Below are 12,846 nucleotides of genomic sequence, written 5' to 3'. Positions count from 1 at the left end.
CAGAGAGCAGATCGCTATCCACCCCCATGGGATCTCTTAGTTCGGTTCGCATCACGCCGCGAAGCGGCGCAATACGTTGGCGGTGATGCGGGAGATGGCGTCGTCGACGGGGAGCGCGCTCGGATAGTTGATGGAGCCCACAGAGAAGACCTCGCCTCCGTCCGCCGTCCTGTAGTGGACCATCTCCGCGCCCGAGTTGATCGGAGCAACACCACCGCCTACCAGCGGCACCAGTCCCGCGTTTGCTCCCTTAGCGAGAAGTGTAGTGCCCGGTGGTGAGCTCTTAGTCATCGTATCCATCTCGTGGCCAGATGCACCGCCCGGGCATCGGGTGTGCAGGCATCGTTCCCCGAACAGGTCGCCGTCGGACAGCCCGGTGCCCTCGAAAACCCAGTGCGCGGCGTCGATAACGCGGTACGGCGCGGCGGTGAAAAAGCCAGTGGTTGATGTTCTGATGCCAAGCAGTCTCTCCTCTCGGACCTGGCTCACACCGAAGAACCGACTCCCCATCGCGTCGGGGTCGGACTCGAAGGTCCGGCTGTCGCCGTTCCGCACGATCATCGTGCGCTCGTCCGGGAGTTCTACCTCACACTCGACGCCGTTCCCGCCAAGGTAGACGAGGCGGCCGCCGCGTTCGACCCAGGCCAACACCCGGTCGTACATCGTCCTGGTCCAATACTCCGGATGCGTGCTGAGTACGAGAACCCGGTACGCATCGAGGTCGAGAGTACCCGTATGCAGTTGAACGTCGGAATACACGTCAGCGGCGAACCCCTCGCGCTCCAGCCATCCGAGCAGCCGCCACTCGGCAGCAGCGAGATGGTTTGGCTCGCGGCCCTCGATCGGATCGGTGATCCGTGCATCGAGGGGAACGACGTTAAGCGGTTCCGGACGGTCGAAGGACAGCGGCGCGTAGTCGTCCCCCAGCCACTCGTATTTCTGACTTGCGTCCGTGTGGTGGTATCGCGGGAGGTCTTGGCGCCGGTTGACCGGAGGTGTCGCGGGAAGGGCGACGGAGTGGATGTAGTTGCTGCGGCCGCCGAAATTGTTGTAGGCGTTCCAGGTCAACGACGACGTGAGCACCGCGATCGGCGCGGCGGGGACGGCGGGCGCGACGATGAGGGGAAACGCTGCGGTCTCGCCTGAGGCGTTGTGCACGTGAAAGAAGTACAGGCCGGACTCGGCAGGCGCTGCGATGCGCATCGGGTCGCACCAGCCGACGCCGGTTTGCGTGTAATCACCGTCTGGCACCACCTGGCGTGTCGCGTCAGGCGGGTGAGCACCGTGGCCAAGCGAACGGACGAGCCGCTTCTCCCAACCGTAGCGCCACAACTCGACACGGTATTCGGCTCGGGAGTGCACTCGAACTTCGACCTCGCCGCCCGCACGAACCCACTTCGGCCACGCATAGCCGAGCGGGGTGTCCCGCAGCAGTCGTAGCTGGGCCGGACAATCGGGCGACACGTCAATTTCACTGTGTTTGCTGCCATATCCGGGACAGCTCAGATACACCATGTACCGACCGGGTTGGACGTCCGCGTGGATGGCCCCCGACGCACGCGATCGAGCCACGACCGATCCGTCGGCGCCGATGATCTCCACATTTACGTCGCTGATCGCGACGAAGTTCTCGTCACTTACGTATCCGATGAGCATCTGTATCACTCTCCTTTAATGCGCCGCGCAGGTCACCGTACATATGTTGCCAACCTTCGGGCCTACTGACGTTGGATTGCCGGCTCGTTTTCTGGCCCAAGTTTATGCGGCTAGCCGAACCAGAGCGAGTGATAAAAGTTATTCGCACGCCGTTAGGCTTATGATGACACGGAAGGCTTGACATCATCGCCCTGATATCGGTCGCTGATAATCGTCTTTGTCAGAAACCGAACCTAATTTTAGGGGAGATCCCTTACCAGCATGGCTACGTCTCCATACGCCGTAGCACCTTGAAGTTGACAACGTGATACAGACGGCGAGATGGATCTACTTCTCGCGCAAACAGTTGGGCAATCACATGACTGCTGCCATTCCTTCGCATTGAGTCGCCTGAACTGCTCCCTGATCTTTGCCTCATCTGATTTATTCCCGAGTTCGGACGAGCTGCGGGGCGATGATGAGGCAGGTACGTATGACAACATGCAATGAGCTGATCCGAGTGACTTCGCCGCGTTACGGGCACAATGATGAACGAGCGCTGAGCACCACGTCTTGGCACCTATGTCCTTTTTCAAGAGAACACCGGGCGAAGTCGCACTCGATCAACGGCACCTAGCGCCCGAACGGTAAGAGCAAGCAGCGCACCGAACATCTTGGTGGCGATCAGCACCGGCTACACCGGTTCACGGGACAGCATTATAACAACCTCGCCGGCGACCCCGGCTGCTTGCCGCGTCCGACCCTAACTCCTTCTGCTTCAAAGTACCCGACGCTGAATGCCGCCGCGGGTAGATGGGAAACCAATCCGGCTATTCTAGCGACCTTTTAGAGTGGGCTTGAGCAGATACCAAGCAAAGACTCTGAATTCTTCCCATCACTCGTGGAGGCTAATTCAACTGGCACGTCACGCGCTAAAGTCGGGTGGCGCTCAGCAACACCAGCTGTAGCCTCGTAGGCCGCACCAATCTGGAGCACCGTGGATTCTTCGAATGGACGGCCGACGATTTGTGCGCTGAGCGGCAGACCAACATCGTTAAAACCTATCGGCAGCGCCAAGGCTGGATTTCCCGTTACGTTAAATGGGCCCGCGAGCACGGCTCCCAGATCCTCGTCATCCGGACCTAGATCGGAGAAACGAGTAGCCGTGCCCAGCGTGTTCGGCGCGAGTAAGGCATCAAAGCTCTTCAAGACATTCTGATTGAGGAATGCCGACAACTCGCGGCGCAGCCGGAATGCTTGCACGAGATCCGCTGCCGTAAGCACGGCTCCTGACACCAATAGTTGGTAAGCCTTGCGGCCATAGGAATAGGGCCGAGTATTGAGGTCGTTCTCATGTATGGCGTAAGCTTCGGCGAGCACAATCGTGTTCTTACAGGCGCTGAATTGTTCATACGGTGGCATATCCACCTCTTCGACAACAGCGCCAAGTGAGGCAAGTTGCTGGGCTGCTGCGTCCAGTGCTTTGGTGGCGTCGGCCGTACAGAGGGGGTGCCGAATGTAAAAGTCACGGGTATAGGCGATGCGTAGTCCGATGAGTTCGTGTTCCAATTTGGCGCTGAAATCAGGCACCGACACGCCAGCCGAGGCGGGGTCGAGCGGATCATAACCGGCGATAACCTGCAAGGCTAGCGCCGCATCCTTTACGGAGCGGGATAGCGGCCCGCAATGGTCGAACGAATAAGCGAGAGGAAAAACGCCGCGCCTTGAGACTCGACCGTATGTCGGCTTCAGACCGACGACGCCGCAATAGCCGGCCGGGCCACGGATCGAACCACCTGTGTCAGAACCCATGGCCATTCGCACCATACCGGCCGCGACCGCGGCCGCCGAGCCGGAAGAAGAGCCGCCGGTGATGTGATCCAAATTCCAGGGATTGCGAGCAGGCGGAAATGGCAGGTCGAAACTCGGCCCCCCGATTGAGAATTCGTAGGTGGCGACCTTTCCGACGAGTACGCCGCCGCCATCCGAGAGCCGTTCCGCAACGGCACTATCAGTTGACGGAACGTAATCTCGGAAAAGATTGGAATGGCAGGTAGTACGGATTCCTGCTGTGGCGTAGATATCCTTTAGGGCATAGGGGATGCCCTGCATCGGTCCACGATCGATACCGTTGGCAAAATCGGCATCTGCCTTTTCCGCGTCTTTCAGGGCACGATCAACACTGACGAGGACGAAGGCATTGACCGAATGATCGAGTGCAGCCACCTGATTGAGCGAGTCTTCGGTTAGTTGCCGTGCGGTGATCTCACCAGCACGCAACGCCTTGCCAGCGTCCGCAATGGACATTTGGTTAAGGGGACGGGACGAGATCATTGGCGACATCTTTTTGAAGGGTGAAGACAAGTGCAATTTCATCGGCTGCAGTACGCGGCTGCCGTAACCAGTGGAGAGCGGACACAAGATCCTGAGCAATGGCACAAGCCCCTGCAACACGATCGGGCGGCAGCACAACGCCGGCAACGCGAAAACGATCTTTGATATCTACGTCGGTAGAATAGGGCATTAATGTCATGTCTAAAAGCTCCGAGCGCTTGGGCAACGGCACTGAATCTAAACTAAATTTGCTGTACAGCCTTAGTATGCTAAAGCTCCGCAATAGTTAAGGTTTCAAAGCTCACCTACTTACTCACGCGCAATTTTGATTTGCTGCAATACCAATTCCATACAGTCAAAGAGCAGAGCATTGGATCCGCGAGATGCTGCTGGTTCATTACCGGTGGTGGCTGCAGAAACATTTGCCACCATTGTTGTTGGCCGATGCTCACTTTCACTCGACATGCCTAGTCCGTCACATTCTTGGGATATGGGGCAGACGCATGGGTGTCGACCGCTTGGGCTACCTGACTGTCTACACCTGTCGCTGGCGCACGAACATGGCAGGCAACAACCCGCCCATCCGGAATTGGAATCAAGGCCGGCACCTCGAGGCTGCAACGCTCCTCGGCGAGCGGGCACCGCGGGTGGAAGGCGCAGCCTGAGGGCGGCTTGACCGGACTGGGCACCTCGCCCTCGACCGGGGCCTCGACCCGGGCCTGGGTCGGATCGGGGACTGGGGCGGCTGCGATCAACGCCTCGGTATAGGGGTGGACAGGATTCGCGAAGAGCGCCTCGGCGCTTGCAAGCTCCACGATGCGGCCGAGATACATGACGGCCACCCGATGGCCGATATGCTCCACCACCCCGAGGTCATGGGAGATGAAGAGGAAGGCGATCCCCAGTTCCTCCTGGAGGTCCATCAGCAGGTTGAGGATCTGCGCCTGCACCGAGACATCGAGCGCCGAGACTGCTTCGTCGGCGATGATGATCGCGGGATTCAGGGACAGCGCGCGTGCAATCCCGAGCCGCTGGCGCTGACCGCCGGAGAGCTCGGAGGGGAGCCGGTGCATGATCTCGGGGGCCAACCCAACCTTCTTCAGCAGGTCGGCGGCAAGAGCCTCGCGCTTCTTGCGGGTCATCCGCTCGAAGTTCTCGACCGGCTCGGTGATGATCTGGCCGGCGGTGAGCCGCGGATTAAGTGAGGAATAGGGATCCTGGAACACCATCTGCATGCGCCGGCGCCCATCCCGCAATGCGTGCTTGTTCAGGCTCGCGATATCGATGCCTTCGAGCAGCACCCGGCCCTCGGTCGGCTCCACGAGCCGCATCAGCAGCCGCGCCACGGTCGACTTGCCGCAGCCGGATTCTCCAACGATGCAGAGCGTCTCGCCGCGCTCGACGGAGAAGGACACATCCTGAACCGCCCGCACGACCAGGGAATTATTATTGAAGATCCCTCCCCCGAGCGGATAGTGTTTGACTAGGTTCTCGACTTTCAACAGGGGACCTTTCATGCGCCCATGACCTCCATTGAGCGCCAGCAGGCGGCAGCATGTTCCTGTCCAACCTGGTCCAGAACTGGCGTCTTCTCGCGGCAGATGTCGGTGACGAAGGGACAGCGCGCCGCGAAGCTGCAGCCGACCAGGGGTTCGCGCAGGCTCGGCACGATGCCGGGGATCTCCGGCAGGCGGCGCTCCTTCCCGCGCCGCCGGTCCGGGACCGAGCGCATAAGCGCTTTCGTGTAGGGATGTGCGGGCCGCGTGAAGAGATCGGTCACGCTGGCCTCCTCTACGATCCGGCCGGCATACATCACGATCACCCGCTGGCAGGTCTCCGCGACGACGCCGAGGTCATGGGTGATGAACATCACTGCTGTTCCGGTGCGTTCCTTCAGTTCTACAATTAACCGCAGAATCTGCGCCTGGATGGTGACGTCGAGCGCGGTTGTGGGCTCGTCTGCGATCAGAAGCTCCGGCGAGCAGGCCAGCGCCATGGCAATCATCGCGCGCTGGCGCATGCCGCCCGACATCTCATGCGGGTAGTTTTTCACCCGACGCTCTGGATCGGCGATCCGGACGAGGCGCAGCATCTCTTCGGCCCGGGTCATGGCGTCAGCGCGGGAGGCCCCGGTATGGATCTGCACCGCCTCGGCAATCTGCCGGCCGACCGTGTAGACCGGGTTCAGACTGGTCATCGGGTCCTGGAAGATCATTGCGATCTTGTCGCCGCGGATCTTGCGCATCTCACGCTCGGAAAGATCGAGGAGATTACGACCGTGAAAACGGACTTCGCCACCGACGGTCCGGGCAGTGAGCTTCGGCAGTAGCCGCAGGATGGAGAGCGCGGTTACGCTCTTGCCGCAGCCGGACTCTCCGACCACGCCGAGCGTTTCGCCTTTCCGGACCCGGAAGCTGATCCCGCCGAGTGCTCGGGTGATGCTCTCCTCGCCGAAGAAATGGGTCTCGAGGTCCATCACATCCAGAAGCACGTCAGTCTTAATGTTTCTATCCTCTTTGAGATTCTGCATCAGCATCTTAGCGCCTCCGCTTCGCACGCGGATCGAAGAGATCGCGCAGCCCATCGCCGAGAAGATTGACCGCGAGCACTGTGGCCGCGAGAAGGATCCCCGGAGCGAAGATCGTCAGCGGTGCGGTGGCGAGATAGAGGCGTGAACCCGAAATCATATTGCCCCAGCTTGGGATCTCCGGTGGCACACCGACACCGAGGAAGCTCAGCCCGGCCTCGATCATGATTGCATCCGCGCATACAATGGCGCTCTGGACCATGAGCGGCGGGACAGTGCTCGGAAGGACATGGCGCCATAGGATCTTCGGCAGGCGCGCGCCACCGCAGATCGCGGCCTCCACGTAAGGACGCTCGCGTACGCTCAAGACCACCGAGCGCACCAGCCTGGTCACGCTTGGCGTTTGCGGCAGCGCCACGGCGACGATGAGAATCCCTATCCCAGGTCCCGTCAGCGAGATGAGCGCAATGGCCAGCAGGATCGTCGGGATCGACATTAACGCGTCCATGGCCCGCATGATGAGGTTGTCGAAGCTGCGGATATAGCCAGCGACGACACCGATCAGGAGCCCGGCACCGATGGCCAGGAGCGCAGAGATCAGCCCCACCATGAGCGAGATACGCGCGCCATAGATCGTGCGTGCAAAGACGTCCCGGCCGAGGTTATCGGTCCCGAACCAGTGTTCGGCGGAGGGTCGCTGCAGGCGCACGAAGGGATCTATGTTCAAGGGATCGCCGGCGTAGATCGGGGCGGCGAGCGCCAGGAGAACGAGGAGCACGAGCAGGCCGCCGCCGATCAGCACCAACGGATGACGCCGCCCGAGTCGGGCGAGGCTAGGTACAGGCACCCGGCGCGCTGGCGCAGCGGCTGTAGATGAGAGAAGCGTCATGTCAGTACCGGATGCGGGGGTCAATTAAGGTATAGGCGAGGTCGACCGCGAGGTTGATGAGTACGTATAGCCCCGAGGTGAGGATCAGCACACTCTGTATGATCGGATAGTCCTTGTTGTTGATCGCATCGACTACCAGACGCCCAACGCCGGGAATGTTGAAGACGGTCTCGGTGAGCACAACCCCGCCGATCAGGTAGGCAAAGCTGAGACCGATCACAGTCAGAATCGGCACCCCGGCATTTTTTAATGCATGGTGAAAGAGCATCGCGTAGGACGAGGCGCCCTTGGCGGCCGCGGTTCGCATGTAGTCTTCGGTCAGTACCTCAAGCATGCTCGCCCGCGTTATCCGGGCGACGAATGCAATATAGGGTATGCTCAGCGTCAACGTCGGCAGGGCTAGATGCCCGAACCAGCGGCCGAGCCCCGCACCGATCGGCACGTATCCTTGGACTGGAAACCATCCGGTATTGATGGCCAGCAGGTAGACGAGGAAGTAGCCGATAACGAAAACCGGAACCGAATAGCCGAAGGCTGAGAAGATCTGGAGCAGCCGGTCGACCAGCCCGCCAGCGCGCCAGGCGGCGAGGATGCCGAAGGACACGCCCGCCGTCACCGACAGGGCTAGGGTCAGGAGTGCTAGCGAAATCGTCGGCCCAAGCCGCTGCACGAGAAGTTCAAGGACGGGGCGACCGGAAAAAATCGAGATCCCAAAATCGCCGCGAAACATCCCCGAGAGCCAGAGGAGGAATTGAACCGGCAGCGGCTCGTTCAGGCCGAGCCGCTCGCGAATACTCACAATCATTTCTTCAGTCGCATCCCGCCCCGCCATGACCGCGGCCGGATCGCCCGGCGCCAGCCGGATCAGAAGGAAGACGAAGACCCCGACCATCGCCATGACGGCGATGGCCGATATCATCCGACGAAGGATGTAGGACGCCATTAGGTGGAGACTTTCCGCATGTTCCACATGGCCACTTCTGGCGCAGGGGAATTGATCATATCCACCAGCGATTTGTTACGTGCCGAGGGCGCCGTAGTCTGGCAAAGGAAAACTTGCGGGACGTAGTCCCACCAGATGCGCTGCATCTCTCGGGCGAGTTCCATGCGTTTCTCTTGCGTCTCAACATCCGGCCATTTGGCGCGTAGTGCTTCGTATTTATCGTCCTGCGGCCAACCATACCACGCCTTCTCTCCGTTCAAACGGAAAGCGGAAGGCCCAAGTGGATCACCCATAGTGAAGTCGGTACCCGACGTGATGAAGATGCTCCAGCCGCCTTCGTTGATGGGACCCTTCTTCGCTCTTCTCTTCGACAGTTCACCCCAGGTCATAGGAGCGAGTTCGGCATTAATACCGGCTTTCCGCAGAACACTGGCAAGGAGTTGGGAGGCCAAGTCGCCTTCCGGCCAGTCCGTCGGGTCAAGGATAACAACCTTCTCATTTGCATATCCGGCCTCTGCGATCAGTTTCTTCGCTGCCTCGAAGTTCCCGCCGTTCTTGAACCATTCGGTATTGATGTCATTCGAGTAGTTTGATCCGACTCCGAACATCGAAGTAACGGCCCTACCGAAGGTCCGGTTGGGAGATAACAGGCCCAGGAACGCGTTCTGGTCGATCAGGTGCAGCAGTGCCTGGCGCATCTTGACATTGTCGAACGGCGGCTGCAGACAGTTAATCCGAGCAAACCAGTCCGAACCGTTGCGCCCCATCGCGTCAAGTACAAGGTTCGGATTGCTTTCGATGACGGAGAAGAGATCTGCCACCGGCTGCAGCCAGAAATCCACCTCGCCTGCCTGCAGAGCCGCCAGCGCGGTTTGGGGATCCTTTATGTTCTCCCAGATGGCCTGCTTGACTCTCACAATCTTGCCGCCTGCGTAGCCGCTAGCTGGCTCGTCGCGGGGTACGTACGCTTCGTTGCGGTCGTAAACAAAGCGCGCGCCGGGTCTGGTAAGAGCCGCATTGAATTTGAATGGACCCGAACCGATGTTCGTGGTCACCTGCTCGGTTGCGGGAAGGATCGCGTCCTGCTCGCGCATCATGAACAGCGGCTGCCCAGGAGACGCCAAAATGTCGAGGACCAGACCAAGTGGCTCCTTGAGCGCGATCGTAAAACTTTTTCCGCTTGTTGCGGAGATATGGCTGGCGCGCTCCAGCAACAGCTGCCCCTTCGAGACAGTTTGACCCCAACGGCGAATCGAGGCGACACAGTCAGCCGCAGTGACCGGCGTACCGTCATGCCAGGACAGGCCGTCACGGAGTTCAAATGTGTAGGTCTTCTTGTCCTCGGAGACACCCCAGCTACCCACCATTTGTGGTTGTGGTACAAGGTTAGCGTCCAGCGCGAACAGCGTGTCATAGATCGCCATCGCATGATTTTGTGAACTAGTCGATGTGGAGAGAACCGGATCGAAGATTTGGATATCTTCCATCACCATTCGAACGGTATTACCTCCCGAGGGCGCCGCTTGCGCCCAAAGCGCTGAGGGAACCGCGAGCGCAGCGCCGGCAGCTACTCCCGATTTCATAAGATACCGTCTTGTGATTCCCATATCATTTTCCCTCTTTGTTGTTTGATTTCTGAAGCTTTATTGCTCACGCTATTTGGCAAAACTGTTACGGCCACTACTGACGAAGTCTAGTCTAGCATAAGATGCGCTGCCTCAAGTTATTGGGCGAACTCGTGATGTCGCGCCAACTTCGAACGCCAACCTGCCGAATGCCGATCAGGGCGGCCATCTTGAACCGCTTCACTGCCCCCGGAACGCCGCTCACGCGGCGCGCGGGATAGATCTGCCCAAGGAAAGGAACTCCTCTCGAAGAGCAATTTGCGCAACAACGCCTGCCATACCAGCCAGTTGAGCCTAGACGTTCGCACCGCGTGTTCCTCCCCTTTGTTATGCCGGAATTCGGACTACGGGTTGGCCTCGCTTTCGTTGCATCCCGATAGTAGCCGACGATCCTCAGCACAGTAGTCAGAAAGATGCCGGGCGCGGAAGGGATTCTTTTTATGAAAGGGACCGGATTAGTTATGATGACCATGCGGGTGCGCGGCAGCAGCGTGATTGGCGAATTGCAAGCGCGACAAGTGAACCAGTTTCATAGTCTTGGTGAAAGGTGCAGACTTCCGTCGTGATGGTAAACCCCGGGGGCACCGGCAGGCCCAGATTGGACATCTCGGTGAGATTGGCTCCCTTGCCGCCCAGCAGGTTCTTCATCCTCGTCACGACCGTCCCCAAAGCTGTAAACCCACTTCCATTGAGCCACCGCGACACTCCTCGCTCAGATATTGACGTAGTTCGGCCCGCCGCCGCCCTCGGGCGTCACCCAGTTGATGTTCTGGTTCGGGTCCTTGATGTCACAGGTTTTGCAGTGGACGCAGTTCTGGGCGTTGATCTGGTAGCGCACCCCACCCTCGCCCTCGACCCATTCATAGACGCCCGCCGGGCAGTAGCGCTGCGAGGGGCCGCCGAAGACATCGTGCTCCGAGCCCTTCTGCAGCCCCATGTCCTTCACCTTGAGGTACGGCTGGCGTGAGCCGTTCCTGACAACGCTGGCCACGATGGTATCGGCGAGGTAAAGATCATAGGCGCCGGGCGCCAGCTGAACCAAACGGCACGTCATTCTGATGTCTTGTCAGTGGGAAGCTGTCGATCATTTCCTTCGTCAGTTCTGGCAGCAGCTAGGGTGCGTACCACCGGCGAGCTAAAAGCACGTTCAAGGCAGAATTCATCCACCACGCAGCGTATGGTACGTTTCGGCGAAGATCCGGCGGTGCTGAGATGTGGCCCCAAGGACTCGGAGGAGCTATACCACTAGGCCTGAGGTCATCTGCCAATCTGAATGATTGTTGCACCAGTGTGCTATTCTTTACTAGTCAATCGTGATGCGAAGCAGGCAAATGCGATGCATCCGCGACGGAGCGAACGCCACACCAGGTCGCGGCGAACAGAGCGATCGTCTTTGTCACACGCCGCAACGAGGCAAGAGAAACCCGCTCGTCGATGGCGTGAATGTTCTCCGCAATAGGCCCATAAACCAGTGAAGGAATCCCCGCGTGGACGGCATAGACAGCAGCATCCAGGTAGCAGGCCATGACATAAGAATTTAAGGCCGGTCCGTTGGGTGCATGGGCGGCGGCATGCGCCTCAGCAAGGATGCCCTCCGCGTCGGAACCAGGTGCAAGCGTATATCCCGCATGCACAACTCCGACCCACTCCACGATGGGTGCCGGGCAGCGCTGGATTAAGGGGTCATCGACCGCAATCCTTGCGACAAATGCCTCGAGTTCCCTCACCCGCTCGTGCGGGTCATCGCCGGGATAAAAGCCAATCCGGCCCTCGAAGCGGCAGCACGAAGGAACCGATGCAATCCACTCGCCGCCATTGATCGTCCCAATGGTCAGCGCAGCAGGGTTCTCCACGTTGTGAAAGAACGGCTGTATTGCTCCCTCCTCGTTCCAACGTGCCTCAAGCTGGCGCAGATGCTCGATGAGCCGCATAGCCGCCTCAATTGCGCTCACGCCGCCACTGACCTCGCGCGGGTGGGCGGGAGTGCCGTGGAGCGTGATGGCGAACTTGATGACGCCGGAATTAGCCCGAACAAGCTTCTCATCCGTCGGTTCCGGGATCAGCACCACATCGGCGGTGAGGCCGCTCGCCACCGCCATGGCGGCGCCGTTGCCGGTGATCTCCTCCTCGACCACTGAGTGGATCTGGACAGGGGCCGTCAGTTCAAGCCCAGCCGCCCTGATGGCATCGAGAGCAAAGATTGCGGCCGATAAACCTGCCTTCATGTCGCCAGAGCCGCGGCCATAGAGCCAGTCGTCATCCCGCGTGGCCTCGAAAGGCGGGTCCTGCCACCGCTTGGGATCACCCGTGGGCACAATGTCCACATGGGCGTTCAGGATGAGCGATCGTCCCTCGGTGATCGCCGGGTTCTGGACTGCGATTACATTCCATGAGTTCTCATAGCTGACCGTTGCCGGGGAAAACGCCGGATGCCGGCCAATCAGCGTAGGATCGATCGTCTGCCGAGAAACGTCGTATCCTCGCTCCAGAAGCGCCGCTTCGACCCGTGACTGGACGTCCGCCTCCTGCCCTCGGAGCGAGACACAGCGCACAAGGTCTGACAGAAAAGCAATCTGCGTCTCAAAAGCTTCGTCAACTGCGGCAAGGATGCGATCCTGGTCAGCTTCAGAAAGACAACTCATTGTTGAGACCCCATTGTTGCGAGCGGCATTCGACATCTTACAAACCATATTATCGAGGGCCAATCTTTGGAATGACTTGGCGGCCCTCATCAATTGGCAAAGTCTATCAGGTTCTGAGACCATGCACATGATCGACTGCACACAGTGAGGCGCAATTCATGTGGGAGCTGCAAGCGAAATCAGCTTGGCGGGCCTAAAGGTGCATGCTACCGAGCATGATGTACGCCGACCTCAAGCATTACCTGGGATTC

The 12,846-nt window shown here is 59.5% G+C and carries 9 protein-coding genes and 2 pseudogenes; all 11 read right to left on the bottom strand.

The window, feature by feature from the left end; all coding sequences use genetic code 11:
• Positions 1–51: 51 nt before the first annotated feature.
• The 11 genes and pseudogenes from JO965_RS29125 to JO965_RS29075 all read right to left on the bottom strand — a co-directional run bounded on the left by JO965_RS29125 (position 52) and on the right by JO965_RS29075 (position 12,595).
• Entirely contained in the window at positions 52–1,656 is a 1,605-nt protein-coding gene (locus JO965_RS29125) for a N,N-dimethylformamidase beta subunit family domain-containing protein (RefSeq protein WP_203444414.1), read from the bottom strand.
• Between the two features lie 825 nt (positions 1,657–2,481).
• Positions 2,482–3,969 (bottom strand): amidase, encoded by a 1,488-nt coding sequence (locus JO965_RS29120; RefSeq protein WP_246776940.1) that lies wholly within the window; start codon positions 3,967–3,969, stop codon positions 2,482–2,484.
• Positions 3,947–4,168 (bottom strand): hypothetical protein, encoded by a 222-nt coding sequence (locus tag JO965_RS29115; RefSeq protein ID WP_203444413.1) that lies wholly within the window; start codon positions 4,166–4,168, stop codon positions 3,947–3,949. Before JO965_RS29115 ends, JO965_RS29120 begins: the two co-directional genes overlap by 23 nt.
• Positions 4,169–4,436: 268 nt before the next feature.
• Positions 4,437–5,486: an ABC transporter ATP-binding protein gene (locus JO965_RS29110; RefSeq protein WP_203444412.1), complete on the bottom strand. Its 1,050-nt coding sequence runs from the start codon at positions 5,484–5,486 to the stop codon at positions 4,437–4,439.
• The gene (locus JO965_RS29105; RefSeq protein ID WP_203445539.1) at positions 5,483–6,499 is read right to left on the bottom strand and encodes an ABC transporter ATP-binding protein; all 1,017 of its coding nucleotides are present in this window, start codon (positions 6,497–6,499) and stop codon (positions 5,483–5,485) included. The genes JO965_RS29110 and JO965_RS29105 overlap by 4 nt, the downstream gene beginning before the upstream one ends.
• A gap of 7 nt (positions 6,500–6,506) precedes the next feature.
• Positions 6,507–7,385, bottom strand: a complete 879-nt coding sequence (locus JO965_RS29100) for an ABC transporter permease (RefSeq protein WP_203444411.1) — start codon at positions 7,383–7,385, stop codon at positions 6,507–6,509.
• A 1-nt stretch (position 7,386) separates the two neighbouring features.
• A complete protein-coding gene (locus JO965_RS29095) occupies positions 7,387–8,328 on the bottom strand; it encodes an ABC transporter permease (RefSeq protein WP_203444410.1) in 942 nt (313 codons plus the stop codon).
• Complete coding sequence (locus JO965_RS29090) at positions 8,328–9,821, bottom strand: ABC transporter substrate-binding protein (RefSeq protein ID WP_246776939.1); 1,494 nt, start codon at positions 9,819–9,821, stop codon at positions 8,328–8,330. Before JO965_RS29090 ends, JO965_RS29095 begins: the two co-directional genes overlap by 1 nt.
• A gap of 663 nt (positions 9,822–10,484) precedes the next feature.
• A pseudogene (locus tag JO965_RS49530) lies at positions 10,485–10,650 on the bottom strand (PEP/pyruvate-binding domain-containing protein); the annotation flags it as partial.
• A 15-nt stretch (positions 10,651–10,665) separates the two neighbouring features.
• A pseudogene (locus tag JO965_RS29080) lies at positions 10,666–10,911 on the bottom strand (4Fe-4S dicluster domain-containing protein); the annotation flags it as partial.
• Positions 10,912–11,260: 349 nt separating this feature from the next.
• Entirely contained in the window at positions 11,261–12,595 is a 1,335-nt protein-coding gene (locus JO965_RS29075) for an ArgE/DapE family deacylase (RefSeq protein ID WP_203444408.1), read from the bottom strand.
• Positions 12,596–12,846 lie beyond the last annotated feature (251 nt).

This window comes from Microvirga sp. VF16 (assembly GCF_016864375.1).
Lineage (GTDB): Bacteria > Pseudomonadota > Alphaproteobacteria > Rhizobiales > Beijerinckiaceae > Microvirga.
The sequence above is the reverse complement of the archived record's forward strand: the minus strand, read 5'-3'. Positions and strand labels throughout refer to the sequence as shown.